The sequence below is a fragment of the Nostoc parmelioides FACHB-3921 genome (assembly GCF_014696625.1).
Lineage (GTDB): Bacteria > Cyanobacteriota > Cyanobacteriia > Cyanobacteriales > Nostocaceae > Trichormus > Trichormus parmelioides.
Genome location: NZ_JACJQL010000007.1, coordinates 44,534 through 69,480 on the forward strand (window position 1 = coordinate 44,534; position 24,947 = coordinate 69,480).

A 24,947-nucleotide genomic window follows, 5' to 3' on the forward strand; every position below is an offset into this window, starting at 1 on the left:
TTTTGATAGTAGTTTGCTTTGATTTTAAATAGGACTTACCTATGAAAATGAAAGATCAAGGGTTTGGAGAAGGGTGTAGGGGTATGAATCAATTCAAAATTCAAAATTCAAAATTCAAAATAAATGTTTGAAACCCTTACACTCGGTATCAACAGAAAATCTGGGTACGTAATACCAATTCTCTATGAAGTTGCGTCAAATAAATGATGTAGAGACGTTGCATGCAACGTCTCTACAGTACAGAATAAAGTGCATCTTTATCAAGAAACGGTATAAGTCCTATTAAAAATAGCTTGCGGTAAGGTAAAGGAGAAATTAAACATTACCAATTACCAACTCCAACAGACCATACAATTATTTAATTAGACATGATATTCAAGAAAGTAAATTGGTATCACCTGCCTTGGACTATTTTTTTAATTATTGCTTTAGTGGCTTGTGGGGTTAAATCTCCCAATAATAACCAACCAAATAATTCTGATACGACTAACCGAGAGAGTAATTTGACCTTCTTTGATGTCATCTTAGAACAAGCAGATGAAGTTGGTAGACCAGTTTGGAGAGTTAGGGCAAAACAGGCACAATATACCAAAGAAAAACAAATAGGTGAAGCCGAAAGCCCCTATGGGGAACTTTATCAAGATGGAAAAGTAGTTTATCAAGTCAAAGCCGAGAAAGCTGATATCGAACAAGATGGTAAGCAATTATTTCTCAAAGGCAAAATAGTGGCTACAGATCCCAAAAATGGTATTGTTTTATACGGTAATGAATTGGAATGGCGACCTCAAGAAGACTTATTGATTGTTCGTAATAAAATTAATGGTACTCACAAACAAGTACAAGCAGTAGCCCAGGAAGCCAGAGTAAAAACCCGCGAACAACGAATGGAATTTTCTGGTCAAGTGGTGGCTAACTCTGCTGATCCCCAAATGCAAATGCGTACTGAACATTTGATTTGGCAAATTCAAGAACAAAAATTAATAGGCGATCGCCCGATTCAAATTGATCGCTACAAAAACAACCAAATTAGCGATCGCGGTCGGGGTAACTCGGCTGAAGTAAACTTAAAAACCAAGATTGCCACAATTAATAAAAATGCCCAAATAGATTTACTAGAACCACCAGCCCGAATAACTAGTAATTCCATGAATTGGGATATGAACACGGAAATAGTCACGACCAAATCCCCCATCCGCATATTCCAACGTGTAGAAAACCTAACGGTGACCGCCAATCAGGGAGAAATGAGAATACCGCAAAAAACAGCTTATTTAACAGGAAATGTGAATGCTGTGGGGAAACGTCGTCAGACTCTCAACTCTCAAAAACTAACATGGTATCTTGACAGAAAACTCGTAGAAGCCCAAGAAAATGTAGTTTATCGACAAGTTGATCCGCCCCTGACATTTAAAGGTGAAACTGCTGTTGGTAATCTGGATACGGAAAATATAGTGGTTAAAGGCGGAAATTCTGGCGATCGCGTAGTTACAGAGATTATTCCACAAGAACCAAGCACGAGGAATTAGTATTACAAGGCGTAATTTAAAAATTCCTGTCTGAGAGGATGTTTGAAAAGTATCATTGCTAACACCAAAATCTTAAAAACCTAACCCCCCAGCCCCCCTTCCCTGCGTTCGCGCAGCGTGTCGGAGACAGGGAATGGGGGTTTCAAAGCCTCTCTCCGTGTCGGGGAGAGGTTTGGAGAGGGGTTTCTAGTATATTTTTCAACTTTTCAAACACCCTCTGAATGAGGTTGAACTAATTTCCAAACTAAGTAGTAGTCATCTCCATACACAAGATTTGGCTTTAACTGATACTTTCTAGCTATTTGCAATCGCCAAGCATTTGTGGGGTTTAGCAGGAAAATATCAGTAAAATCATTAGGTATGCTAGGCACAGTTTGATCCGGTACTAATTGAAATCTTGCCTTTGCTTCTAAAAGATAACTTAAAGAAACAACATTTCCATAATTAATCTCAGAAAAATTAGTAATTAATAATGGACGATATTTTTGATTAATAAATCTAGCAATTTGAGGATTACCGGAACTTACACCCTTACTCCACCAAGTGTCTGCTTGGTAATATACTCTAGACGAAATTAAGCTACAAATAATTAACAGTCCAATAACTATTTGCCAGATTCTTCGATGTGATACATTACCGTTATACATTTGTGTGGCGAGTAAGTAGGCAACAATAATTTGCACCCCTAAATAAGACGGTAATAAATAGGGTTCGTAACCTGAACTAATACGACCAGAAGCCAAATTTGGTAAGATTAATGGCAAGGCAGGTACTACAATCAAAGTAATGATAAATAGCCAAACTTGGTAGTTAGTTGTACGGCATAAAAAATAAATAGCGTATGCGGCTAAAATTAAAAAAATAGCGGATATTAAATAATTAATTGGATTATCTAAACTAATATTTAAATCAAAAAAACTCCTACTCATTTGTACGAGTAAGAAAGGAATTAGGGGTATGATATTTGAATCTGAATTATTTGTGCCATCTGATGAGAGGACAAATTGAAAGAACTTAGCAAAAACGACCAATAACCAAGGAAAAAATGCGAAAACAGCGAAAATCGTGGCTATCAGATAATATCTAACAGTTTCAGTCAAACGTAGTTTAGCGATTAATATTACATAAATACCATGAGCGATCGCCACAAAGATAGTCCACAAGCAAGTATACAAACTTAAAGCCAGTGTAATCACATAGATTCCCCAGGTTGTGAAGGGATCTGATTTCTGGTTTGATTGCAGACGTATCGCCCTTAGTAATGCGGTACTAGCAAGTATTATAGTCACTAACCAAAGGATATACTCCCTGCCTTCTTGGGCGTATACTAGGTGCATGGGTGAATTAGCCATGAGAGCGATCGCTAAACTAGGCAGCGATAAAGTTACATTAAATAACTCTCGACAAAACCAATAAAGGCACGGAAAAACTAATAAACTAATTAGTGCTGATAAATATCTAATTACAGTTACAGAATTGCCAAATCTTTCCACCCAAAACCTAGCTATTATAAAATATAACGGTGATTTCTCTGGGCTTTCAATCACGAGAGACATCACGGTATCACTAATATTTTTATTCAAATTGGGGCTTTGAAATTCTGTGAAGTTTTCTCTAGAGATTACCTGACTGTTAAATAATTGCTGTTTTACTTCAGCTAAGGTATAGCCAGAAATCCGCAAAGAAGTATAAGTTTCATCTAAAGAATATACCTTTCTGTCAACATATACAAATCTAAATAATATACACATTACTAAAAGTATAATCATTAAAAATCGTAACCAACTCGGCACGAGTGTTATATGCCGCATACATAGTTGTCTCAAGAATTATTTACTTCACAATCACTCAATCAATAGAAGCCTCTGCATAGTGTACTTAATTATCTATAAGATCACTACATATTTTTGAAAATATGAGTAGTGATGCCCACTCAACACATTATCTGTGGCAATATCAGCCCTATAGGCACTTTGATTTACCATAACAAACTTGATTTCTGTATAGGCAAATTTATAACCGTAGCCAGATAGATTAAAACATCAAGCTAAGACAAAACCCTGACATCACAAAGCTTTTAAGTCTGTCAACCGTCAACAGCTATATATACAGATTAATATTGTCAACATCATAATTCTCCACTTTCGCAATAATTGTTTCATCATTATTAACAGTTAAAGAAACTGCTACTGTTTATTTAGATACTATAATTAGGTATTTAAAAATATCCGCTACGTAAAAACTGATAAACAAGCTATTTTAAAAGGTGAATTTTGTATTTTTTTGAACCTATTTATCTAAACTATTGGTATGATTCCACCTTGTAAATTCTTTAATATTAGCTATAGTCAAAAAATCAATAGTTTTAAATTTGCGATCTATTGCAGGTAAGCTACAAATTTTAGCTCCGACATTTAAATAAGCTTGCAAAATATTAGGAATATCTACATGACAAACATCATTAGACTTGTGGGAAACATCTAGATAAAATTGTGAGTGAGGAAATACCAAAATATCCTTATGTATGAAATTATGTCGTTCAAAATAATGATAAGCACAAGCAGCTTCCCAAGGACGTTGTGTTAGTAATGAAGCACATCCAAAAAAATATTTGCTACAATTTAAAATAAGATAGTCAGCCAACCCTTTCCATAGCAGTAAAAGAGATTGAAAGCTGCGGTATTCTTTAGCAATACAAGCACGTCCCACCTCTACAGAAACCTTTAACACAGATTCAGGTATAGTTTTCAGTTCAAATATATCAGCAGCATCAAATCCCAATCCTTGAGAAGCCATTTTATAGGTTTGCATTCTATAAGTACCTATAGTTTTTCCCGTAAGCTTAGAAATTAGCATCAAATGATGGCAAACTTCATCAAATTCATCTTGATCCATTTTAGTCAAGTTAGAATCAGCCAATCCTAAACCTAATTCCACATTAAAAACTTCAAACCTTAAGCGAAAAATAGATGCTAATTCTTCTTCAGTCGCAGCAAGTTTAAGAATATATTTATCAGTTTCTAAGATAGGGAAATCTTTGATAATAGTAGGAGGACGAAGTGGGTAGTTGATGTGGTGATATGAAATTTCCATCTGTCTTCCAACTTAAAGATGTGAAGATATACTAGCTTTTGGGATTTACTTGCTACACAAACAGAGCATTTTATGTGTTAGCGTGTCAAAGCGATACTCATGCAGTTTTTGAAAACAACCTGATCCAAAAAGTAAAAAGTTGTAATATCGTTTTATTATGCACCTAACTGATCATCAAAATCTGGCACTAGGATACAGAATTTTCTGAATATCAAGTTTAGATAACTGTTGGCTCAACATCTACTCATATTCAGTAAAATTCGTAACTCGTAATCTCATGATTAATTACGAATTACGAATTAAAAATTACAAAATAAATTACTCAATTGTGTTGAGTACTAGTGTAGCGAACCCTAGTACCAGCCCACAGTAATTTCTCTCGCAACGTTTGATAGTAGGAATTATTTTCCCGTAATACAATAAATTTTGCCCGACAATCAGCCATGCGGATATCAACGCGATGTGCAGGCCAAATCGAAGTAGCTAAAACCCCATCCATCCACAATTTGGTACTTAAATCATAGTCTCCCAAAGGCCAAATACTGACAACAGAACCTGCGGGAAGTATGAGAGGACGACTAGAAAGACTCATGGGACAAATAGGAGTGATGGTAATCGCCTCCATACCGTCGTGCATAATGGGGCCACTAGCAGAAACAGTGTAACCAGTTGAACCTGTGGGTGTGGAAATAATCAATCCATCGCCTACATATTGATCTACTACCTCACCATCAATTTCCATTTCTAGGATAGAGGTAATCATGCGATCGGCTGAGGCTGGTTTGACGCAAAATTCATTTAACCCAAGATATCGTTCTGTTACAGGTTCCAGATTTGTTCGGTGTCCTTCATAAACAGCCGCTTGCAACATCATCCGCCGTTGAATAGCGTAGCGGTCTTCGAATAGACGATCCCAAACTTTCTCTGTGTCTTGAAATTCATCAACTGACTCAGTTAAAAAGCCCAGATGACCCCCCACATTGACACCGAGAATGGGGATACCAGCTGGGGCTAAATGTCTGGCACTAGTTAAGACTGTGCCATCACCACCTAATACAATTGCCAGGTCGATTGGTTGACTAGCTGAAGCCAAAAACACCGGATAAGGGTTATCTTTTGGCCCACTAGGTCCCATTAAGACCTGACAATTGCGATTTTCTAGCTGCTTGGCGCAGAGTTCTGCCCAACGTTTGCTTTGGGAATCTCGCGCCTTATAAGCAATGATTACCTGCTTGAGTTGCACACGCAATTACCATTTCAGGAGATTAAACTGCTCCATATCGACGGTATCGCGGTTGCGATAAATGGCCAGCACGATCGCTAAACCAACCGCCGCTTCAGCAGCTGCCACGGTAATCACAAACACTGTGAAAACCTGACCCTTAATTAATGTTGAGTCAAGATAGTTGGAAAATGCCATTAAATTCAGATTAACAGCATTCAGCAATAATTCAATAGACATCAACACACGTACAGCGTTACGGCTGGTAATCAAACCATAGATACCAATGCAAAATAAAGCTGCTGCAAGTAATAAAAAGTACTGAAGTTGCATGAATCTTTGTCTTCCTTGTGAAAAATCTGGCTTGTTGTTACTCTTGAGTTTCGCTACCAGCACCTACTAATTCTCTGGGGCGTTCTGGTAATGTCAACACGGTTTGAGGTAAGTCAGATGGTGTTACTTCAGGCAAGTACTCACGACGTGCCAAAATAATTGCTCCTACCATCGCCATTAACAACAAAACAGAAGCAAGTTCAAAAGGCAGCAAAAAGTCGCTAAAGAAATGCTCCCCAATTAAAACGATTGAACTATCTCCAGCCTTTGAAGTGGTTGAATAAGCCCAAGGTGTAGCTAACACCATCGTACTTAACAACGCAAATAATCCGACACTAACGATCGCCGTCAAAATTTTCCGTATCCCAGCGCTAGGATAAGGTGTAAAATCCTGCCGCTTGTTCACCAACATGATAGCGAACAAAATCAACACGTTTACCGCCCCAACATAAACCAGCACTTGGGCGGCCGCGACAAAATCACCGTTTAGCAACAGGTACATTCCGGCAATACTGATGAATACACCTCCCAGCAAAAAGGCAGAATAGACGATGCTGGTTGCTAGAACCACACCAAGGGCGGTTCCAATCAACATCGTAGCTAGTATGCCAAAGGAAACTACCTGTACTCCTTCCGCTAGATTCACTTTTTTTTCCTCTGTCAGTTGTTAGTTGTGAGCCAGTACGGTCTTGGGGGTTTCCCCCATGAGTAACTGGCGAACCCGGAGGGTCAGTTGTCAGTTGCTATTCTATGTTTTTTGCTACTGACTACTGACTATTGACTACTATCATGCTTCTGTTTTTTCTACCAAGTCTTCTGGACGTGCGCCAGCGCGGGGTGCATTGGCGGGTAGGTCGTGGGGGTCAAGTACACCTTTAGGTAGGTAAACTAGTTCCCGGAGTGGTGTCACCATTGGGTCGTCGGTAACTTTGTAGGGGAGACGACCTAAAGCCACACTATCATAGTTGAGTTCGTGGCGATCGTAAGTTGCCAATTCGTACTCTTCTGTCATTGATAGACAGTTTGTCGGGCAGTACTCAACACAGTTACCGCAGAAAATACAGACCCCAAAATCGATACTATAGTGGTTGAGCTTTTTCTTCTTGGTAGCTTTGTCGAATTCCCAATCAACTACAGGCAAGTTGATAGGACAAACCCGCACACAGACTTCACAAGCGATACACTTATCAAATTCGTAGTGAATCCGACCACGAAACCGTTCACCAGGAATGAGTTTCTCGTAGGGGTACTGTACGGTGACAGGACGGCGGCGCATATGGTCGAAAGTCACAGATAGTCCTTGACCAATGTAACGACCGGCTTGTACTGCTTCTTTGGCGTAATCACCAACTTGCTTGAGGAACTTTAGCATTTTGTGTCTCTCTACTCTTTTGAGGTAATTGGTAACAGGTAATTGGTAATTGGTAATGATTTTTCCATTACCGATTACCGATTACCGATTACCCGCCGAAGGCGACGGGAAAAGCCAGTTTCAGGGCTGCTGTTAAAAGTAGGTTCACTAAACCAACCGGTAACAAAAACTTCCATCCTAAATCTAACAACTGGTCAATCCTTACCCTTGGTACTGTCCAACGCAAGAGGATGGCAATAAATACTAAAAAGTAAGCCTTGACTAAGGTCATGGTGATACCTAAGGCAGCGCTGACCACCTGTAATACAGGATTTGCTTCGCTGACTCCCACCAAATTAGCTAAGACATTGATGGGAATGGGAAAATCCCAACCACCCAAGTACAATACTGCTACCAAAAGAGCCGACAGGACTAAGTTAACGTAGGAACTGAGGTAGAACAGCGCAAATTTCATCCCTGAGTATTCAGTTTGATAGCCTGCAACTAGTTCTTCTTCCGCTTCGGGTAAGTCGAAGGGCAAACGTTCGCATTCTGCAAGAGCGGCTATCCAAAAGATGATAAAACCAAGGGGTTGCCGCCAAATGTTCCAGCCCAGAATACCGTAGCCAGATTGTTGGTTCACAATATCTACAGTACTGAGGCTGTTAGACATCATGACGATCGCTAACACACTCAGCGCCAAGGGAATTTCATAACTAATTGATTGCGCTGCTGCTCGCAAACCCCCTAGTAGGGAATACTTGTTATTGGAAGAGTAGCCAGCCATTAACAAGCCAATTGGTTGGATGCTAGATAAAGCAATCCACAAGAATATCCCTGTGCCTATATTAGTAATGACAATATTCTGTCCAAAAGGAACAATCAAATAAGACAAAAATACTGGCAAGACTACAAGAATCGGGCCGAGGGTAAATAGCCAAGGGTCAGCTTGAGCCGGTACAATATCTTCTTTAAATACCAGCTTCAGACCATCTGCTACCGGAGCCAGCAAGCCCAAAGGCCCGATGTATTCAGGGCCAATCCGTTGTTGTGCGGCTGCCGAAATCTTCCGTTCTAGCCAAACACAAACCAGCACGCCCACCGTCGCCCCAATCAGCATCAGGATCATGGGCAGAGGCATCCAAATCGCTTTAGCCGTTCCTGGTGGGATTCCTAAATCCATTAGGGATTTAATAAACGTTCCTTGGAGGTCAATTCCTGAATTCATGTTTTCGCTCTTTAAGTCATCAAGTCATGGTGAAGCTCAAACATTAGTTAAACTAATACCTGCAACTACACCCATTAATATCTCTGCTGAGATGACACCTGATTGAAGATTTGTTGCCATTTCCCATGCCTAGTATATCGCCGGATGGTTTTAGGCTTTTGTAACTATATGAGAACTTCTACTTATAGGTAGGATTGAGTGGGGCTATGGGGCATGAGGAAGCACGAGGAGAACAGAGGCAGAAAAGATGGAGGGGGATTATTGTTGAACTTTCCTCCTCTGCTCCCCTGCTGCCTCTAAATCTTAATTTTTACCCCCGATTCCCCGTACTTCACAGAAGCATCAGAAAAACACCGCTTCCATTTTGGTAACGGTTATCAGCTGGCTATTGATTTACTGATTCCCCAGCTTTTAACGTTGGTCAATGGGGGTGTAAGTAACACTGTGTTTGCCGTTATAAACTTGGGTGGGACGGAAGATACGGTTTTCTTCGAGTTGTTCTTTCCAGTGGGCTAACCAACCAGCCACACGAGCGATCGCAAATATTGGTGTAAACAAGTCTGTAGGAATACCCATCTTCCTATACACCAAACCAGAGTAAAAGTCAACATTGGGATAAATCCCTTTATGACCAAGCTTCTCTTCCACTACCCGTTCCATTTCTTGAGCGATGTCGTAGTACTTATCTGCACCGAACTTAGCAAACAACTGCTCTGCCAGATGTTGCAAAATTGTCGCCCGTGGGTCTTTCACCTTATAGACACGATGTCCAAAGCCCATGAGCTTGTCTTTCCGTTGCAGCCTCTCCTCGACATAAGAACGAACATTCTCCACGGAACCAATTTCTTCCAACATCTGAATTACTTCTTCATTGGCTCCACCGTGTAAAGGCCCTCCCAAGGTTCCCACAGCGCTAGCAACCACCGCATAGGGGTCAGTCAAGGTGGAAGCTGTTACCCTAGCACTGAAGGTAGAAGCATTCATCGTATGCTCGACATGGAGAATCAAGCAGATATCAAAGATTTTTGCCGCCAAAGCATCCGGTTCTTTCTCGTTGAGCATGTAGAGAAAATTGGCGGAATAATCTAAATCATCGCGGGGTTTAACCGGGTCGTTGCCTTTCCGCATCAACTGGAATGCAGCTACCATCGTCGGGATAGTAGCTATTAAGCGCACTACAGCATCCCGAATATAGACAGGATTGTGCAAATCTCGACGGGAGTAAAACAAGCCTAAAGCCGCAGCAGAGGCTTGGAGTGCATCCATTGGATGACCAGATTCGGGGAAGCACTTCATCATATCCCGAATCCGGTATTTAATCCGCCGATGAAGACGGACTTCCTCCTCAAATACTTGCAATTCTTCTTTTGTTGGCAATTCACCCCAGATTAAAAGATAAGCAGTCTCCAGAAAAGTACTTTGCTGGGCTAAATCCTCAATCCGGATGCCACGATATTCTAGTATTCCCTTTTGCCCATCTACATAACTGATACTCGATTGGGCTGCGGGAATGCCTTCTAAACCAGGCTTATATTCGCACACCATCATGGCAACACCATTTGCTTAGTGAAATATCTGATCAAGCTAACTTACCAGAAATTATTGCCGCCATAACACTAGCCTAACTCACAACAATTCTTGGCCGAACTAACGCAAGGAGACTCTCCGTCTTAGGGGGTACAAGGGATTAAGAGTGCAGGAGTATGAGGGTTGTAAATCCTGCACTTCTACACCCCAAACCCTCCAAAACCCTCGATTTTTCGTTTTCATGCGTCAGTCCTACTTAGGGGAAAAGTTGGAGAACAGTTATAGCAAGTACCTGGGTGGTGTCAACCAGAACATCTGACTACGACCCACAGGTGAACCTATTTCTGGTAGTTTTAATCCGATCATACCTGCTTTTTTCAGGACTAAGCTGTCTTTGGCTTCCCCCCATAGGAGAATTTCTGCCCAGTTACTTAAACAAGGCTCATGTCCCACGATCGCAATTTGGGCATTTTCAGGAAAATTTTTGGGTTTTAACCAATAATCCAGCCAATTAAAGATATTGCCATTGGGTGCAAGATGATTGGATGCTTCTAGCTGACAACTGAGTCCACACGCTAAGAAAATTTCTGCTGTTTGGCGAGCGCGCATTAACGGGCTAGTGACAATTAAGTCAAATTGCCGTCCCAATTCTAAGAGACGGTGAGCAACTTTCTCAGTTTTTTGTTTTCCTTCCTTGGTAAGCTCTCGCTCCTCATCTTTTATACCTGTTTTTTGTTCTTCCGCAATGCCATGACGAATTAGGTAAAGTTCCATATTTTTAGGCGTGATTCATCGCCATCCATATCTTGTAGTACCTAAGAAATACTAATAATTATATTTTACTCTGGCATACGTAATTACAACACCTGTGACTTTACTAGTCTCTATCATGTATCATTTAAAATTTAATTTTTATTTCAGTATTAATACTGGATTTTCTGATATGCAGAACGAAATTACCGTAAATATGTCATGTTCATTGCCAGTTTCTTCCCTTAAGCTCATGGCACAAAACTTCACAGAGTTAAGTATAAACCCTCATGCAGTTACATATAATTCTTGGCCCAACTAGCGTAGGTAAGACAGATCGCTCCGTTGTTTTAGCCAAACAAACCAAAGCTCCAGTGATTGTACTAGATCGCATCCAGATTTATCAGGAACTAGCAACTGGTAGCGGCAGGCCACTGATTGACGAACTTGAGGGAACGACTCGGATATATCTTGAAGAACGTCAGCTAGCAGACGGTAATCTGAATGCACTTGAGTCGTTATCGTTGGCTTTGCAGCACATCGACCGGCTCTCATCACAACATAAATTGCTGATTCTTGAGGGAGGATCGATATCACTCTGCACAGCTTTATGGAAGAGCGGGATTTTAGAAAATTATCAAACCACTATTGAATACATAACAGTCGAGAACGAGGAACTTTATCAAAGTCGATTGTGGAGGCGTATGCAGAATGCACTGATATCGAATCCCCGACGACCATCACTTATAGAAGAACTGTCCAGGGTATGGCAAGATCCTCACAAATTGGCATTTGTACAAACAGTGGTTGGCTATGATGTATTGATATACTGGTGCCAAAAATATGATCTCTCGCCAGATAAAATGTGGAAAAGTTTTCAAGATAATTCTTTTTACATTAATCTAATACAAGAGATGTTTTTAGCTTACATACAGTACTCACAAGACCAACGTAAAGTTTTTGATCAGCTTGTAGTCGAATATAAACAAAAAATCCTTGTTTGCTAGCGCCGTAACCTTTTAAATGGTTCTAATGCTTCTATTCGCCCACAGAAAATAAATAAGATAACAAAATTTTTATCGGTTGCCAGTCAAAATCAATCAGACCCAAATTGTAAAAATCAAAAATCAGAATTAGGAATTTCAGTCAGCCTTTCAGGGGTATCAAGGAGTAAGAGTTTTCAATATTGATACTCTTACTTCCTCACATTTTCACTGCCTGTGCTATTCTTTGTCCTAGAGTTTGGCAGACTGTTGTTATCATTTCATTACAAAGACGAAAGTTTTGAGTGACCTTATATTGGATATGGGGAGGCAACACGGAGCGTCATCTGCATGACAGGCATCAGTGAAGATATTACTGACGGCAATCAAGCTGAAGCGGCACTGCGTGAAAGTGAAGCTAAATTCCGTTCGCTGATTCAAAATAGCTCTGACATCATTGGTATTTTTGAACCAGATGGAACGATTCGCTACGAAAGTCCATCTGTTGAAAGAATTCTAGGATATAAACCAGAAGAACTAGTCGGTAAAAACGCTTTTGAGTTTATTCATCCCGATGATATTGCTGGTAGTTCGGAAAGCTTTAGTTACTTAATACAAAATTTAGGCGCGACTGTACTAGTAGAGTCGCGTTTTCGACGCAAAGATGGTTCGTGGTGTTTTCTCGAATCGACTGGTAGTAATCTTTTGGCGGAGCCATCTGTGAAGGGCATAGTGATTAATTCTCGTGATATTACTGATCGCAAGTTAGCAGAAGAGCGATTAGTTCATGATGCCCTACATGATGTACTAACAGGGTTGCCAAATAGAGTCTTATTCATAGACCGCTTAAGACGTGCAGTTGAGTATGCAAAACGATATTCGGATCATCTGTTTGCTGTACTGTTTCTCGACTTGGATCGCTTCAAGTTTATCAACGACAGCCTGGGACACACAATTGGCGACCAATTACTGGTGATTATTGCTCAAAGGCTAATAGAGTGTCTGCGACCTACAGATATAGCTGCACGTTTCGGTGGAGATGAATTCATCATTCTGCTGGAAGGCATTCAAGACATTAGTGACACCGTGCGTGTGGTTGAGCGAATACAGGAGAAATTGTTAGTTCCGGTGGTTCTAAGTGGCCATGAAATTTTTACCACAGCTAGTATCGGTATTAGCTTGAGCGCCACAGGTTACAAGCAACCAGAAGACCTTTTACGTAACGCCGATATCGCAATGTACCGAGCTAAAGCGCGTGGTAAAGCGTGTTACGAAATATTTAATAGTGATATGCACGTTCAGATAGTGGAACGTTTGCAGCGAGAAAACGACTTACGTAAAGCAATTGAACGTCATGAGTTCCTAGTTTACTATCAGCCTATTGTGTCACTCACAACCGGAAGAATTACTGGTTTTGAAGCCCTTGTACGTTGGTTACATCCAGAACAGGGAATTATGTTTCCGGAGGAGTTTATGCCAATCGCCCAAGAAACCGGGTTGATTATCCCGATTGATGCCTGGGTATTGCGTGAGGCGTGTCGTCAGACAAGGCAGTGGCAGGAACAGATTCCCTCCCAATCAGCAAATTTACATAAGCAGCCTTTGAGCATCAGTATTAATCTTTGTAGTTCCCGATTCAGCCAAAAAAAGCTGCTGGAGGAGATTAATCAGGTACTACAAGACACTGGTTTAGATGCACAGAGTTTGAAATTGGAAATTACAGAAAGTGTAATTATGGAAAATGGGGAAAATGCCACTACTATGCTCAATCAATTGAGAAATTTAGGCATTGAATTGGCAATTGATGATTTCGGTACAGGATATTCCTCATTAGGTCGTCTCCATAATTTTCCGATTAATGGATTAAAGATTGATCAGTCTTTTGTCAGTGGGAGAGGTGTAGAAGCAGGCAATTTACACATTGTGGAGACTATAGTTACCCTCTCTAACAAACTGGGTGTGGATGTAACAGCCGAGGGGGTGGAAACACCAGCGCAACTACAAAGGCTGAGAGAGTTGAAATGTGAATATGGTCAGGGATACTTTTTCTCGGAACCATTGGATAGCGATTCGGCAAAGGCGTTAATTATGAGCAATCCCCAATGGTAGACATGATTTTTAGGCGATCGCTCTAAAGCCATTATGCTAATGAGTACTGTTTTGGATAATAAGCTTCTGCCGTTAGCACTGATGCAAATTATACGATTTATAGACAATCTCAGGTAAGATCAATACTCTGATGACTGTAGAGAGGGAGATATTCGCCTTGGCTACTCTTGGGGTAAACATTGACCATATCGCTACCATTCGCCAAGCGCGGCGGACGGTGGAGCCAGACCCTGTGGCGGCGGCGGTGCTGGCAGAATTAGGTGGTGCTGATGGCATCACAGTACATCTACGGGAAGACCGTAGGCATATCCAAGACCGGGATGTACAACTGTTGCGCCAAACTGTGCGTACTCACCTGAATTTAGAAATGGCTGCTACAGACGAAATGGTGGGAATAGCCCTTGACATTAAACCCGATTATGTGACATTGGTTCCCGAAAAACGGGAAGAAGTCACCACAGAGGGTGGTCTAGATATTGTTGGGCAAATTGCTAGAATAGGTGAAGTCGTAAGTAAATTGCAGAATGCTGCCATTCCTGTGAGCTTGTTTATTGATGCTGAACCGTCACAAATAGAAGCATCTGTCAAGGTACAAGCAAAGTTTATTGAACTACACACTGGCAGGTATGCTGAGGCGATCGATGAGACTAGTCGTCAGCAAGAGCTAGCATTTTTAGCCGCAGGGTGTGAACAAGCGATTAAAGCCGGACTACGAGTCAACGCTGGTCATGGACTCACCTACTGGAACGTTTACCCCGTGGCTGCACTTCCAGGGATGGAAGAACTCAATATTGGTCACACCATTATCAGCCGAGCGGCTTTAGTGGGAATAGAAAGAGCTGTTCGGGAAATGAAACAGGCAATAAGAGGGGTGTAGGGGTATAGAGGTATAGGGGTTAGTGAAATGATGATTCTTTTGGTAGTCTGAGAGTCATGACTCACTTTTTTGTAAAAAACCTACATTTGTGAGGAGTACGGACTGGGGAAGAGATCAATAATTTAGCCTCTTATGCCTAATCTTTAATTTTTAGGCTCTGGAGGGGGTCGCTGCGTAATCTGGAAAATCTGTGGTAATTTGAGAGACTTCTATGAGCGCAACACAATCTAATGACCTTCCACTTTGGGTGCAGGACAGAGACCTGGTAATTGCTGAAAGCACTGATGTTCAGTGGCGGTATCAGACTCCTCCAGACTATTCTCGCTCTAAAGAGAATCTTGCCAATGAGAGTACACGCAATCATCTAGAGGGTACACTGGAGGCTATTGTACAGAACTTAGTCAGAACCTTTGAGATGGAGGTATCTTTTAAAACTGATCCACAGCAATGGTTATCGGTTGTCAACGACCAGTTTCGCGTCAGTACTAACGGGGGAGCAGAATTCACAGCAGAAGATGTATCTGCCCAAGGTACTTACAATCTATTTATGGCGGATTCTGAACATTACAAAGCATCACAGGAAAGCTTTGAATCATCTGCTAAACTCTTCCATACAACGTTTCCTCAAGGTTTTCCTTGGGAAGTACTGGAAGTCTACTCAGGGCCACCAATCGTAACATTCAAATGGCGACACTGGGGACATTTTCAAGGTGCTTACAAAGATTATGCACCAACTGGAGAGACAGTAGAGATCATCGGCTTGAGCGTTGCTCGTGTCACAGATGACTTAAAAATTATTTCTTTGGAACACTATTTCGACAACACGTTGTTCTTAGATAAGTTAACAGCAGGTGGTAAACAAGCAAATAGCAAACCTGAAGGAAAAGGTTGTCCTTTTAGTTCTTGGTTTAAAAAATCTCCCAAGAGTTAGGGTGTGAGGGTGTAAGGGTGTAAGGGTGTGAGGGTGTAAGGACAAGAAGGATTTACGTTTAAACCCCCATACCCCTAAACCCCTATACTCCCACACCCCTACACCCCCATACCCCCAATACGGTAACCTAAAATTATTAGTAACCAGAGGATGAAAATGCAAACATATTATTACGTTTTGGCTAGCCGCCGATTTTTGTTGCAAGAGGAACCTATAGAGGAAGTGCTGAAAGAACGCACTCGCCATTACCACGAACAAGAAAAAGAAATTGATTTTTGGTTAGTTCCCCAGCCAGCATTTTTAGAAGCGCCAGAATTCGCAGATATTAAAGCAAAGTGTCCTCAGCCAGCAGCAGCTATTATCTCTACTAATTCCCAATTTATTACCTGGCTGAAACTGCGGTTAGAGTATGTCGTTACAGGTGAGTTTTCGGCTCCTTCGGAAACAATTCCTAATCCTTTGGCATCTTTAACCACAGCATCTTAGTTATTTAGTCAAAAGTCAACAGTCAAAAGTGAGATAGTGCGATTCTGTTGTCTTGGTTTCCTGTTTGCGGTAGCTTCTCCCCAGGAAAAGGGGTTCTCGTAGAGTACTCTTAAGGATCAACAGTTTTGAAATATGGACTTTTGACTATGGACTATTGACTAATAACTACATAAAATCTTTTAAAGAATTGATTTATTTATATATTCGTAATTCTGTGCAGAAATTTGCAACTTTACCTAGTGTATTAGGATTGGCGATCGCTGGTGCGGGATTGATGGGTAGCATAACTTCTGCAAACGCCCAATCTATTCCTGTATGCCAACCCCCTAGTGCTGGCGAGTATCTGTTATTGGTAGTCAGTCCGACGGTGGAAAATCGCACACAGTTACGGAATGCTTTACCGAACGAAATTAAAACTACTACCTGCCAATATCTGAATGATACGGTAACGCGGATAGGCGGGTTTAAAAGAATCGACGATGCTAACCGTTGGGCTAGATATATCAACACCATAGTTGGTTTATCTGCCATCATCACTACACGACCAGGAGAAGCACCAACTCCTCAACAGCCGACACCTCCCAGGGTTACTTATAATCCCCAAGCTTTAGGTCAAGGATATGCAGTATTGGTGGACTATTTCAACCGTCCAGAATTAGTCAGTAATGTACAACAAGCTGTAGGGGGTAATGTAGGTTTGGCTTCCTATGGACAACGCCCTTTCCTATTGGCAGTTCATACTACTAACCAACAAGAAGCCTACAACACATTGCAAAGGCTCAATGAGCGTGGTTTCTTCGCTGTGTTGGTAGATAGTCGTAATGTAGTATTACTGCGATCGGTTGTGAGGTGATGGTCGTTTCAATGTTGACTGTTGACTGTTGAATGATGACTGTTGACTGTTGACTATTGACTATTGACTGTTGACTGTTGACTGTTGACTATTAACTATTGACTATTAACTATAAATAAAGCCCTAGCTAGCCAGGAAATGGTTACACCCAAAGCTGAACCTGCTATTACTTGCACGGGTGTGTGTCCTAACAATTCTTTTAGCCTGTCTTGGCTAAAGTCTGGCTTTTCATGAAATAACTCATCAATCATTTGATTGAGAATACGGGCTTGCTTACCCGCAGCTTGGCGTACTCCTGCTGCATCGTACATAACAATGATGGCGAAAACAGTAGCCAAAGCAAAGTCTGGTGATGCCCAGCCAAGAGTTTGTCCGACACCTGCGGCTAGAGATGTTACCAAGGCTGAGTGGGCGCTTGGCATACCACCGGTGGTTACCAAAACGCGCACATTCAATTTACGATTTTTAATTAGCTCAACAAATAGCTTTAAAGCTTGAGCGACAAAACAAGCTACCAGAGCAACCAGCAGCACCCGGTTGTCTAAAATTTCGCCTATGTCCTGCATGGTGTTTTGGTTTGATTGGTCAATATTAGCAGTAGTTGTTAGTTGTCGGTTGTCAGTGGTAATTATTTTTACTGTCTTCCGTCTGTATATACTTGGGAGTCAACACAACAACTAGATGTTTGTTTAGTGATTGCGGCTAGTGATGAAGTGAGCGATCGCTTTCAGGGGCTGTGCATCTTCTCCAAATGGTTCTAGTTCTGCACAAGCTGCTTCAATTAGCTGTTGGGCTTTGAGCCGTGATTGTTCAATTCCCCACAGGCTAGGATAGGTGACTTTCTTCGCTAAAAGGTCTTTACCCGCAGTCTTGCCTAATTGCTCTTGAGTAGAAGTGATATCCAGAATATCATCGATGATTTGAAATGCTAGCCCAATATTTTGAGAATACCGTGAGAGTCTTTGTACATCTTCTGATGATGCCCCAGCTAAAATGCCACCGCAGACCACACAAGCTTCTAGAAGCGCTGCTGTTTTGTGATTATGAATAAAATTGAGTGTTTCTAAGGAAATATCTGATTTCCCTTCTGATTCTAAGTCAACTACTTGACCCCCAACCAAGCCAGCAGCTCCCAATGCTCGTCCTAAACGGGCTACTACTTGCAATACTCGGTCTCTAGGCACACTTTCAGGAGTGCGGATAGCGACAAACTCAAAAGCGTAGGCTAATAAGCCATCTCCCGCCAAAATCGCAATATCATCACCATATACCTTGTGATTTGTCAGCATACCACGGCGGTAATCGTCGTTATCCATTGCTGGCAAGTCGTCGTGAATCAAAGACATGGTGTGGATCATTTCCACAGCGCAAGCTGTTGGCATAGCTATTTCGATTGTCCCACCCATCATTTCCGAGGTAGCCAGACAGAGAATGGGACGCAGGCGCTTACCTCCAGCTAATAGGGAGTAGCGCATTGATTCATAAATTTTTTCTGGATAAATGACAGGTATGGCTGCATCCAAAGCAGCTTCACAAAGTTTTTGCCGCTCTTTAAGATAAGCTACTAGGTTAAATTTGGCTTCCTCTGACATCTTCTGGAGGTTATCAGCTGCTACCATTCTTAGATTTCCTTAAATTTTTTACTTTTGGCTGTTTATCATACACGTCACAATTTTAAGATGCTCTGGAGCTGAAAGATTAACTCATACTTGAGTAATCATCAAAGATGGATGATAAATGATGATTTATGTTACGATTCGTAATTTTTCATTTAACATCCAAGGCTCCGCTTTCTTTTGCTGTTTGTAAATAGCTAGTGACTGTATTTTGTAATAACAAAGCCACAGTCATAGGGCCAATACCACCCGGAACCGGGGTGATATATTCTGCCACATCAGCAATTGATGCAAAATTAATATCGCCTACTAAGCGACTTTTGCCATTAGCATCGGTGACGCGATTTATCCCCACATCTACCACAACAGCGCCTGGTTTCACCATGTCAGCAGTAATTAATCCTGGCAAACCAGCAGCAGCAACGAGAATGTCGGCATTTTGGGTAATCGATTTGAGGTCTTGCGATCGCGAGTGGGCAATAGTCACGGTGGCATCAGCTTCTAGGAGCATCAAAGCCATTGGCTTTCCTACCAAAATACTCCGTCCCACCACCACAGCTTGCTTTCCTCGCAAAGAAATTTCATATTCCGCCAATAGCCGCATGACTCCAGCTGGGGTACAACTGCGTAAACCTTTTTCCCCACGCACCAACCGCCCTAAATTCACTGGGTGGAGTCCATCAGCATCTTTATCCGGTTCTATTTGATGCAGCAGTTGCACTGCATCTAGATGCTCAGGTAAGGGTAATTGTACAAGAATGCCATCTACCTGTTCATCTTGGTTGAGTGCAGCAATCACATCCTCTAACTCTTTTTGGCTAGTTTCTTGGGGAAAATGCTTGCCAAAAGAAGCAATACCCACTTTGGCACAGGATTTTTCCTTGTTCCGTACATAGGCTGCTGAGGCTGGGTTATCACCAACCATCAATACTGCTAACCCAGGAGGACGACCGATTTTGGCTTGTACTTCTATAATTTGGGCAGTCAGTTCTTTTTGAATTTTCTCAGCTAAAGTCTTACCATCAAGAATTTTGGCAGTTTTTGTTTCCATGAGAATTCCCAGAAGATGCGCTTTGGTGCAAATTTCAGTTGTCCGCAGTAATTATGATGGATGGCGTTGCCATCTGATGCCGTAGCGTCTTTTCTACCGCTAGACTATGCTGTTTATTTTCTCATATTCAGGGACTGGGAAGAGGTAGGGGTTTAGGGGTTTAGGGTTGTAAGGGTGTAGGGGAAAAATAATGACAACTGACAACTGACTAATGACCAATGACTAATTAGTAACTTTTATGCAGCGAACGAAAAAAATTCACAGTTTGGGATTGATGTTTCTATTGCTAATAGGAGTATTTAGTTGCACTTCAGTGAATGTATCTGACTGGAAGGACGGTAACCTTAGCTTTGGTCGCAATATCACCCCAATTCGCAATATCAAACCAACACAGAATCAACAAACTAAAGTTTACATCCAAGGGAAGGTGGAAAAACAAGTTCCTTTATTACAACGACGGGTATATCAAATCAATGATTCAACTGGCACAATCTGGGTGGTGACTAAGCAGAATAATCTCAAACCTGGAGAATCGGTAGTTGTTCAGGGTAAAGTTCGCTATAAAAGCATTCCCATAGCTGGCGAAGAATTTGGGGAGGTTTATCTGGTGGAGGAGTAATACTGGTAACAGAAACTTCCAAGATGATTTTATGAGTAAGCAACCTATACACGTAGCGATCGCCATCCTCTACCAAGATAATAAATTTCTTATGCAGTTACGGGATGATGTACCTAATATTCCCTACCCTGCTCACTGGGCGTTGTTTGGCGGTCATGTTGAACCTGGCGAAACACCAGATATAGCAGTAAAGCGAGAAATATTAGAAGAAATCGGTTACATTCTCCCACCTTTTTTTGAATTCGGTTGTTATGCTGACGATGCAGTAGTGCGTCATGTCTTCCATGCGCCGTTATTATTAGAATTTAATCAACTGGTGTTAAATGAAGGTTGGGATATGGGTTTATTGACACCAGAAGATATTCGTAAAGGCAAATTTTATTCGGCAAACGCAGGCGGAGAGAAACCGCTAGGAGCAATACCGCAGCAGATTTTATTAGAGTTTATGGCAAAAGATCTAGTTATTAGTTAATTGTCAGTGGTCAGTGGTCATTAGTTCTTCCCCAATCCCCAGTCCCCAATCCCCAATCCCCAATCCCCCGTTCCCTCGTGTGGAGTCTTCGCTCATGCAGTCAGTCAATAAATTACCCAGATGGTTAACTGTTGGTTTGGCGTTTCCTGTTGCCATTCTCAACGGTTGGCTACTGCTTCAAGTTGTGCAGTATTTCCAACCCTTGGTGAATGTTGTTGCAGCTGCTATCTTGCTGGCTTTTGTTTTGAACTACCCAATTCAGTTTTTCCAAGAACGGGGGGTACAACGTAACTTGGCTATTGGCAGTGTATTGCTGCTGGCTGTGGTGATTTTAGTCGGGTTAGGTGTAACTTTAGTCCCGCTAATCATAGAACAGCTCAACGAACTGGTTAATATTCTGCCTTATTGGATTGATTCTGGAGGTCAACAGATTGACGCTTTCCAAAAATGGGCAGCGACTCAACAGTTACCTGTAAATTTAAGTGGTTTAGTCACGCAGATTTTAGAGAGGGTATCTAGCCAATTACAGTCTGTGACAGGAAGAATTCTGGGTTTTGCCTTTGATACGATTGGTGTTGTAGTTAATGTACTGCTGACAGTAGTATTGACTATCTACATGGTATTAAATGGCGATCGCCTGTGGGACGGTCTTTACCAATGGTTTCCTACCCATATTGGTTCTAAGGTGCGGCAAATACTACGAGAGGACTTTCACAATTACTTTATTGGTCAAGCTACCTTAGGAGCTATACTGGGGCTGGCTGTTACATTGGCGTTTGTAGCACTGCGAGTACCTTTGGCTTTACTTTTTGGCTTGGCAATTGGTTTATTTTCTCTTTTCCCCTTTGGGACAGGTATCGGTATATCTATTGTTAGTCTATTGGTGGCGCTACAAAACTTTTGGTTGGGGGGAGAAGTCTTAGGTGTTGCGGTTGCTATTGACCAAGTAAATTCTAATTTTATTGCCCCAAGGATTCTGGGTAATTTAACTGGTTTAAATCCTGTTTGGGTAGTTATTTCTTTGCTACTAGGCGCTAAATTAGGTGGTGTTTTAGGTTTATTAATTGCCATCCCTACAGCTAGTTTTATCAAGGATATAGCTGACAGTTGGCGCTCTGGAGAATTAAACGCCATAAATGCTCTGGATGTAGAACCTAAAAAAGTAGAAATTGATGTTAACGTTTCTTCAATAGAATTATTCACAAAAAAAGAATGATATTTGGTAATAGGAAAAATAATTAACTACTGATTAGTATCCATTACCAAATATATATTAATTAAAGGTTAGATTTTTTCATGAATTTTGACTTCTTGTTCCCCAAAAAAGCAAGCCCAAAAGTCAACAGAGTCCCGCCTAAAGTTGCAGGCTCAGGGATTTGTGAATAAGTTACAGTGCCAAAGCCAATTTCTGTGTTGCTGGAAGCGCCGGAAAGGATTGTAAAGTTATTATCAACAATTTCGTAAACTATTGGTTCAGCCGGATTAGTTTTATCATAAAATGAATAGCTTAACCCGACAGTTGGCTTTCCTGTTAAGTATGTAGTTGAAAGTACTACAGGAAAGAAGGGGTAAGCGATCGCATCTTTTTCGGTGTAAATGGTAGAGTCACCATCAAATTGGAAAGAGAGCGACTGCACTAGAGCTTCTGGAATACTGTCATTACTAAAAGTTGAGTCATCAAAACTAAAAAATCCCTTACCTTTATTGGTAGGACTATCTACAGTGAAAGCGTAATTAACAATTGCCGCAGATGCAGTTTGTATGCCTATACTAGCAAGACCTATTGTTAGGCTAGCAGCAGTAAGGATTAATTGTGGAAATAATTTCATATCTGGTTTCCTTTTGATAAATGTAGCTGTTGACGGTTGACTGTTGACAGATTTGAAAGCCTTGTGTTGTGAGGGTTTTATTTTAGCTTGATGTCCTAAGCTATCTGGCTACGGCTATATATTTCAGAAATGCAGGTTCTAAGGTTTATTAATCAGCTAAATTAGACTGCATTACCTTCTTGAATATTGTTCAATGCTGATTATGCACAATGAATCGAGAAAACAATTTGCTAATTGATAGATATGCAAATATTTTTGAAATTAAAGTTTAAGTGAACTTTAATTCCAGGTGAAAAATAACACCTAATTATTATTAATTAATATATAGAAATATCAATAAAAATATATTAATCCAGGGATAACTCTGTCTTTACTTTTAGTCATAACTAGCTGTGGTAAACACTGATGCTGTAAAACCTTTGTTTCAGCTTGTCATTAATTAATATGGAACCAAATCATCAATTAAAGCTAAATCGTCGCCAGTTTTTCCTCCGTTCAGCGATGACAGCAGGCGGTATTATCACCACAAATTTAGTAGCAAAATCACAAGTTTTTGCCCAAGCGCCTGGAATTATCACCTCTGATACGATGCGCCCTGCCATACCTTACGGCGTAGCTACTGGTGATATCACAAATAATAATGTGGTCATTTGGAGTAAGAGCGATCGCCCAGCCAAAATGATCGTAGAATATTCCACTAGTGAAACCTTTAGTAATGTGCAACGTATTTTAGGGCCTAACGCCTTAGAAAATAGCGACTTTACAGCCAGAATTAATCTGAGAAATCTACCCCCCAATCAACAAATTTTTTATCGGGTGCTTTTCCAGAATTTAGATTATCAAAATACCTACAGTGCCCCTGTTAACGGAACTTTCCGCACTCCCCCTACCTTCGGACGAGACATATTATTTGTTTGGGGTGGCGATACTGCTGGTCAAGGATGGGGTATTAATCCCGATTTTGGTGGGATGAAAATTTATGAAACCATGCGCCAATTAAACCCCGATTTTTTCATTCATTCTGGTGATAATATTTACGCTGATGGCCCCATTCAATCACAAGTATCATTAGGTAATGGGAGCATTTGGCGCAATATCACCACAGAAGAAAAATCCAAAGTAGCAGAAACCCTCAAAGAATTTCGTGGTAACTATATCTACAACTTACTAGATGAAAATGTGCGGCGTTTTAACGCTGAAGTTCCCATGTTGGCACAATGGGACGACCACGAAGTTACAAATAATTGGTACCCAGACGAAATTCTCAATGATAGCCGCTACACAGTCAAGGATGTTAACTTGCTAGCCCAAAGGGGAAGACAAGCCTTTTTGGAATATATGCCTATCGAGTATGCAACCAACAATACAGACCAAGCCAGGATTTATCGCTCTTTTAATTATGGCCCAGCACTAGACATTTTTATGTTAGATGAGCGTACCTACCGGGGTCGCAACACTCCCAACCGTCAGCCAACAGCCAGCAAAGATACGCAAATGTTAGGTGTCACACAAGTGCAATGGCTGAAAAGGCAACTGCTGACATCAAAATCTACATGGAAAGTGATTGCTAGTGATATGCCTTTGGGGCTGATAGTTCGAGATGGTAGCACTGATTTTGAGGCTTGGGCTAATGGAGACGGCCCTGCATTAGGTAGAGAATTAGAACTTGCAGACTTACTCCGATTTATCAAAAACAGAAATATCAAAAATGTTGTGTGGCTAACTGCTGATGTACATTATGCAGCCGCCCATTATTACGACCCCAACAAAGCCCAGTTTCAAGACTTCAAGCCTTTCTGGGAGTTCGTCGCCGGGCCTCTCAATGCGGGGACATTCGGCCCCAACCAATTAGAAAATACCTTTGGGCCACAATTGGTATTTCAAAGCCTTCCCCCAGGTACAAGAGCAAATCGACCTCCCAGTGAAGGTTTACAATTCTTTGGTGCAGTCAAAATTAATGTTTTATCGAAGGTGATGACTGTATCACTGCGTAACTTAGCAGGAGAAATAGTTTACAGTGTAGATTTGCCACCAGAAGCATAAATACTAATTTCGTAGTAAGTACTTTAGTCTTGATTTGTCTCACTACTC

Annotated in this window: 24 protein-coding genes; 11 read left to right on the top strand and 13 right to left on the bottom strand. The window is 41.2% G+C overall.

Going from position 1 to position 24,947, the window contains the following annotated elements; translation table 11 throughout:
- The first annotated feature begins 368 nt into the window (after window positions 1-368).
- A complete protein-coding gene (lptC, locus tag H6G14_RS07200) occupies window positions 369-1,526 on the top strand; it encodes an LPS export ABC transporter periplasmic protein LptC (RefSeq protein WP_190566406.1) in 1,158 nt (385 codons plus the stop codon).
- A gap of 206 nt (window positions 1,527-1,732) precedes the next feature.
- Here the strand turns inward: lptC and H6G14_RS07205 are convergent, their stop codons facing one another.
- The 9 genes from H6G14_RS07205 to sixA all read right to left on the bottom strand — a co-directional run bounded on the left by H6G14_RS07205 (window position 1,733) and on the right by sixA (window position 11,054).
- Window positions 1,733-3,337, bottom strand: a complete 1,605-nt coding sequence (locus H6G14_RS07205; RefSeq protein ID WP_190566407.1) for a glycosyltransferase family 39 protein — start codon at window positions 3,335-3,337, stop codon at window positions 1,733-1,735.
- A gap of 478 nt (window positions 3,338-3,815) precedes the next feature.
- A complete protein-coding gene (locus tag H6G14_RS07210) occupies window positions 3,816-4,619 on the bottom strand; it encodes a GNAT family N-acetyltransferase (RefSeq protein ID WP_190566408.1) in 804 nt (267 codons plus the stop codon).
- A 322-nt stretch (window positions 4,620-4,941) separates the two neighbouring features.
- Entirely contained in the window at window positions 4,942-5,862 is a 921-nt protein-coding gene (locus H6G14_RS07215; protein WP_010994404.1) for an NAD(+) kinase, read from the bottom strand.
- Window positions 5,863-5,868: 6 nt separating this feature from the next.
- On the bottom strand, window positions 5,869-6,174 hold the full coding sequence (gene nuoK, locus H6G14_RS07220; protein WP_011319473.1) for an NADH-quinone oxidoreductase subunit NuoK: 306 nt from the start codon (window positions 6,172-6,174) through the stop codon (window positions 5,869-5,871).
- 37 nt (window positions 6,175-6,211) lie between these two features.
- Complete coding sequence (locus H6G14_RS07225) at window positions 6,212-6,820, bottom strand: NADH-quinone oxidoreductase subunit J (protein WP_190566409.1); 609 nt, start codon at window positions 6,818-6,820, stop codon at window positions 6,212-6,214.
- Window positions 6,821-6,961: 141 nt separating this feature from the next.
- Entirely contained in the window at window positions 6,962-7,546 is a 585-nt protein-coding gene (gene ndhI / locus H6G14_RS07230; RefSeq protein WP_011319471.1) for an NAD(P)H-quinone oxidoreductase subunit I, read from the bottom strand.
- 88 nt (window positions 7,547-7,634) lie between these two features.
- Entirely contained in the window at window positions 7,635-8,753 is a 1,119-nt protein-coding gene (gene nuoH / locus H6G14_RS07235; protein ID WP_190566410.1) for an NADH-quinone oxidoreductase subunit NuoH, read from the bottom strand.
- Window positions 8,754-9,164: 411 nt separating this feature from the next.
- Window positions 9,165-10,301: a citrate synthase gene (locus tag H6G14_RS07240; RefSeq protein WP_190566411.1), complete on the bottom strand. Its 1,137-nt coding sequence runs from the start codon at window positions 10,299-10,301 to the stop codon at window positions 9,165-9,167.
- 258 nt (window positions 10,302-10,559) lie between these two features.
- Window positions 10,560-11,054, bottom strand: a complete 495-nt coding sequence (gene sixA / locus H6G14_RS07245) for a phosphohistidine phosphatase SixA (protein WP_190566412.1) — start codon at window positions 11,052-11,054, stop codon at window positions 10,560-10,562.
- 266 nt (window positions 11,055-11,320) lie between these two features.
- On the opposite strand from sixA, the gene H6G14_RS07250 reads away from it, so the two are divergent.
- The 6 genes from H6G14_RS07250 to H6G14_RS07275 all read left to right on the top strand — a co-directional run bounded on the left by H6G14_RS07250 (window position 11,321) and on the right by H6G14_RS07275 (window position 17,269).
- Window positions 11,321-12,037 carry an isopentenyl transferase family protein gene (locus tag H6G14_RS07250; protein WP_242053368.1) on the top strand — a complete coding sequence of 239 codons (717 nt, stop codon included), beginning with the start codon at window positions 11,321-11,323 and terminating at the stop codon, window positions 12,035-12,037.
- Window positions 12,038-12,364: 327 nt separating this feature from the next.
- On the top strand, window positions 12,365-14,122 hold the full coding sequence (locus tag H6G14_RS07255) for a putative bifunctional diguanylate cyclase/phosphodiesterase (RefSeq protein ID WP_190566413.1): 1,758 nt from the start codon (window positions 12,365-12,367) through the stop codon (window positions 14,120-14,122).
- 157 nt (window positions 14,123-14,279) lie between these two features.
- The gene (locus tag H6G14_RS07260; RefSeq protein WP_190566511.1) at window positions 14,280-14,999 is read left to right on the top strand and encodes a pyridoxine 5'-phosphate synthase; all 720 of its coding nucleotides are present in this window, start codon (window positions 14,280-14,282) and stop codon (window positions 14,997-14,999) included.
- Between the two features lie 211 nt (window positions 15,000-15,210).
- Entirely contained in the window at window positions 15,211-15,930 is a 720-nt protein-coding gene (locus H6G14_RS07265; RefSeq protein WP_190566414.1) for a nuclear transport factor 2 family protein, read from the top strand.
- A gap of 156 nt (window positions 15,931-16,086) precedes the next feature.
- Entirely contained in the window at window positions 16,087-16,416 is a 330-nt protein-coding gene (locus H6G14_RS07270; RefSeq protein ID WP_190566415.1) for an MgPME-cyclase complex family protein, read from the top strand.
- A 214-nt stretch (window positions 16,417-16,630) separates the two neighbouring features.
- Entirely contained in the window at window positions 16,631-17,269 is a 639-nt protein-coding gene (locus H6G14_RS07275) for a hypothetical protein (RefSeq protein WP_190566513.1), read from the top strand.
- 95 nt (window positions 17,270-17,364) lie between these two features.
- Here H6G14_RS07275 and H6G14_RS07280 read toward each other — a convergent pair whose 3' ends face one another.
- The 3 genes from H6G14_RS07280 to folD form a co-directional block, all read right to left on the bottom strand.
- Entirely contained in the window at window positions 17,365-17,835 is a 471-nt protein-coding gene (locus H6G14_RS07280; RefSeq protein WP_190566416.1) for a divergent PAP2 family protein, read from the bottom strand.
- A gap of 123 nt (window positions 17,836-17,958) precedes the next feature.
- Window positions 17,959-18,888, bottom strand: a complete 930-nt coding sequence (gene crtE, locus H6G14_RS07285) for a geranylgeranyl diphosphate synthase CrtE (protein WP_190566417.1) — start codon at window positions 18,886-18,888, stop codon at window positions 17,959-17,961.
- Window positions 18,889-19,036: 148 nt separating this feature from the next.
- Window positions 19,037-19,936 (bottom strand): bifunctional methylenetetrahydrofolate dehydrogenase/methenyltetrahydrofolate cyclohydrolase FolD, encoded by a 900-nt coding sequence (gene folD / locus H6G14_RS07290; RefSeq protein ID WP_190566418.1) that lies wholly within the window; start codon window positions 19,934-19,936, stop codon window positions 19,037-19,039.
- Window positions 19,937-20,174: 238 nt separating this feature from the next.
- Here folD and H6G14_RS07295 point away from each other — a divergent pair, with 238 nt between their 5' ends.
- The 3 genes from H6G14_RS07295 (at window position 20,175) to H6G14_RS07305 (ending at window position 22,243) form a co-directional block, all read left to right on the top strand.
- A complete protein-coding gene (locus H6G14_RS07295) occupies window positions 20,175-20,555 on the top strand; it encodes a hypothetical protein (protein WP_190566419.1) in 381 nt (126 codons plus the stop codon).
- A gap of 31 nt (window positions 20,556-20,586) precedes the next feature.
- Entirely contained in the window at window positions 20,587-21,027 is a 441-nt protein-coding gene (locus H6G14_RS07300) for an NUDIX hydrolase (RefSeq protein WP_190566420.1), read from the top strand.
- 94 nt (window positions 21,028-21,121) lie between these two features.
- A complete protein-coding gene (locus tag H6G14_RS07305) occupies window positions 21,122-22,243 on the top strand; it encodes an AI-2E family transporter (RefSeq protein ID WP_190566421.1) in 1,122 nt (373 codons plus the stop codon).
- 61 nt (window positions 22,244-22,304) lie between these two features.
- On the opposite strand, the gene H6G14_RS07310 is transcribed toward H6G14_RS07305, so the two are convergent.
- Window positions 22,305-22,856 (bottom strand): PEP-CTERM sorting domain-containing protein, encoded by a 552-nt coding sequence (locus H6G14_RS07310; protein WP_190566422.1) that lies wholly within the window; start codon window positions 22,854-22,856, stop codon window positions 22,305-22,307.
- A 444-nt stretch (window positions 22,857-23,300) separates the two neighbouring features.
- Between H6G14_RS07310 and H6G14_RS07315 the strand changes: the two genes are divergently transcribed.
- Window positions 23,301-24,899, top strand: coding sequence for an alkaline phosphatase D family protein (locus tag H6G14_RS07315; protein ID WP_190566423.1), 1,599 nt, complete (start codon window positions 23,301-23,303; stop codon window positions 24,897-24,899).
- Window positions 24,900-24,947: the final 48 nt, after the last annotated feature.

Excerpts from the sequence above, each read along its gene's own strand:
- H6G14_RS07250 (WP_242053368.1), top strand. The coding sequence starts at position 11,321 with ATGCAGTTACATATAATTCTTGGCCCAACTAGCGTAGGTAAGACAGAT.
- H6G14_RS07255 (WP_190566413.1), top strand. The coding sequence starts at position 12,365 with ATGACAGGCATCAGTGAAGATATTACTGACGGCAATCAAGCTGAAGCG.
- ndhI (WP_011319471.1), bottom strand. The coding sequence starts at position 7,546 with ATGCTAAAGTTCCTCAAGCAAGTTGGTGATTACGCCAAAGAAGCAGTA.
- H6G14_RS07300 (WP_190566420.1), top strand. The coding sequence starts at position 20,587 with ATGAGTAAGCAACCTATACACGTAGCGATCGCCATCCTCTACCAAGAT.
- sixA (WP_190566412.1), bottom strand. The coding sequence starts at position 11,054 with ATGGAACTTTACCTAATTCGTCATGGCATTGCGGAAGAACAAAAAACA.
- H6G14_RS07240 (WP_190566411.1), bottom strand. The coding sequence starts at position 10,301 with ATGATGGTGTGCGAATATAAGCCTGGTTTAGAAGGCATTCCCGCAGCC.
- H6G14_RS07210 (WP_190566408.1), bottom strand. The coding sequence starts at position 4,619 with ATGGAAATTTCATATCACCACATCAACTACCCACTTCGTCCTCCTACT.
- H6G14_RS07265 (WP_190566414.1), top strand. The coding sequence starts at position 15,211 with ATGAGCGCAACACAATCTAATGACCTTCCACTTTGGGTGCAGGACAGA.
- folD (WP_190566418.1), bottom strand. The coding sequence starts at position 19,936 with ATGGAAACAAAAACTGCCAAAATTCTTGATGGTAAGACTTTAGCTGAG.
- H6G14_RS07295 (WP_190566419.1), top strand. The coding sequence starts at position 20,175 with ATGCAGCGAACGAAAAAAATTCACAGTTTGGGATTGATGTTTCTATTG.
- lptC (WP_190566406.1), top strand. The coding sequence starts at position 369 with ATGATATTCAAGAAAGTAAATTGGTATCACCTGCCTTGGACTATTTTT.
- H6G14_RS07310 (WP_190566422.1), bottom strand. The coding sequence starts at position 22,856 with ATGAAATTATTTCCACAATTAATCCTTACTGCTGCTAGCCTAACAATA.
- nuoK (WP_011319473.1), bottom strand. The coding sequence starts at position 6,174 with ATGCAACTTCAGTACTTTTTATTACTTGCAGCAGCTTTATTTTGCATT.
- nuoH (WP_190566410.1), bottom strand. The coding sequence starts at position 8,753 with ATGAATTCAGGAATTGACCTCCAAGGAACGTTTATTAAATCCCTAATG.
- H6G14_RS07205 (WP_190566407.1), bottom strand. The coding sequence starts at position 3,337 with ATGCGGCATATAACACTCGTGCCGAGTTGGTTACGATTTTTAATGATT.
- H6G14_RS07305 (WP_190566421.1), top strand. The coding sequence starts at position 21,122 with ATGCAGTCAGTCAATAAATTACCCAGATGGTTAACTGTTGGTTTGGCG.
- crtE (WP_190566417.1), bottom strand. The coding sequence starts at position 18,888 with ATGGTAGCAGCTGATAACCTCCAGAAGATGTCAGAGGAAGCCAAATTT.
- H6G14_RS07280 (WP_190566416.1), bottom strand. The coding sequence starts at position 17,835 with ATGCAGGACATAGGCGAAATTTTAGACAACCGGGTGCTGCTGGTTGCT.
- H6G14_RS07315 (WP_190566423.1), top strand. The coding sequence starts at position 23,301 with ATGGAACCAAATCATCAATTAAAGCTAAATCGTCGCCAGTTTTTCCTC.
- H6G14_RS07270 (WP_190566415.1), top strand. The coding sequence starts at position 16,087 with ATGCAAACATATTATTACGTTTTGGCTAGCCGCCGATTTTTGTTGCAA.